Raw genomic sequence first — 793 nt, 5'->3', positions numbered from 1 at the left:
AAGTTTTAGCGATCCTTAAGATCATGGTTATGAAATACAATAATAAAAAATCGGCTGAGAGAGCCCAGCCGATCTAATTTAAGTTTCAGATTATCTGAGGTTATTGTTTTAATTATTCCTTACTTAATTTCAATATTGCCAACAGCCTTACGCTCAATCTTCTTAAGTTCTACTTGCAAAGTGCCATTGTCAAAAGAAGCTTCGATTCCATTAGGATCAACATCATCAATTGCTATTGAGCGGCTGAAAGTACCTGCCGATCTTTCACGAATCAAAAATCCGCTCTCTTCATCTTTAATATTTTGATGTGTATGATGCTCTGCTTTTATTGACAAAATGCCATTATCGTAGCGTAACTCAATGTCCTTCTTTTTAACACCGGGCATATCGGCATGCAATTCATACTTATCACCACAATCTTTCAAATCGACTTTAAAATCATCCTGCATTGCAGAAAGCGGACGAAACATATCATCAAAATCACTTAACGGGCGACTCATTAAGTCCCAAATAGTAGCAGGTGCATTTCTCTTTTGGTTGTTGTTCTTAGTATCAATCATATTATTCATCTTAAACTCCTTAGCGCTTATTTTGTTTTTCTTTATGGCGCTATCCTTACTTTCTACACCTCCATATATGCGGTCATTTTTTATTTTTTAAAGTAAAATGAATTTTCTTTTCAACTATAAAAATCATCTTTAATTTCTTATTTTTATCACTATGTAATGAATATTACGGTCTTTAATTAAGTACGTATTGTTGACATCCTCACCGGCCTAAATGCCGATGATTC

At 34.0% G+C, this 793-nt stretch carries 1 protein-coding gene; it reads right to left on the bottom strand.

Annotated elements, in window-relative coordinates; genetic code table 11:
• Positions 1-119: 119 nt before the first annotated feature.
• Entirely contained in the window at positions 120-569 is a 450-nt protein-coding gene (locus tag HMPREF9444_RS00395) for an Hsp20/alpha crystallin family protein (protein ID WP_009142314.1), read from the bottom strand.
• Positions 570-793: the final 224 nt, after the last annotated feature.

It is taken from the genome of Succinatimonas hippei YIT 12066, from assembly GCF_000188195.1.
GTDB lineage: Bacteria > Pseudomonadota > Gammaproteobacteria > Enterobacterales > Succinivibrionaceae > Succinatimonas > Succinatimonas hippei.
This window is presented reverse-complemented; position numbering and strand designations above follow the sequence as displayed.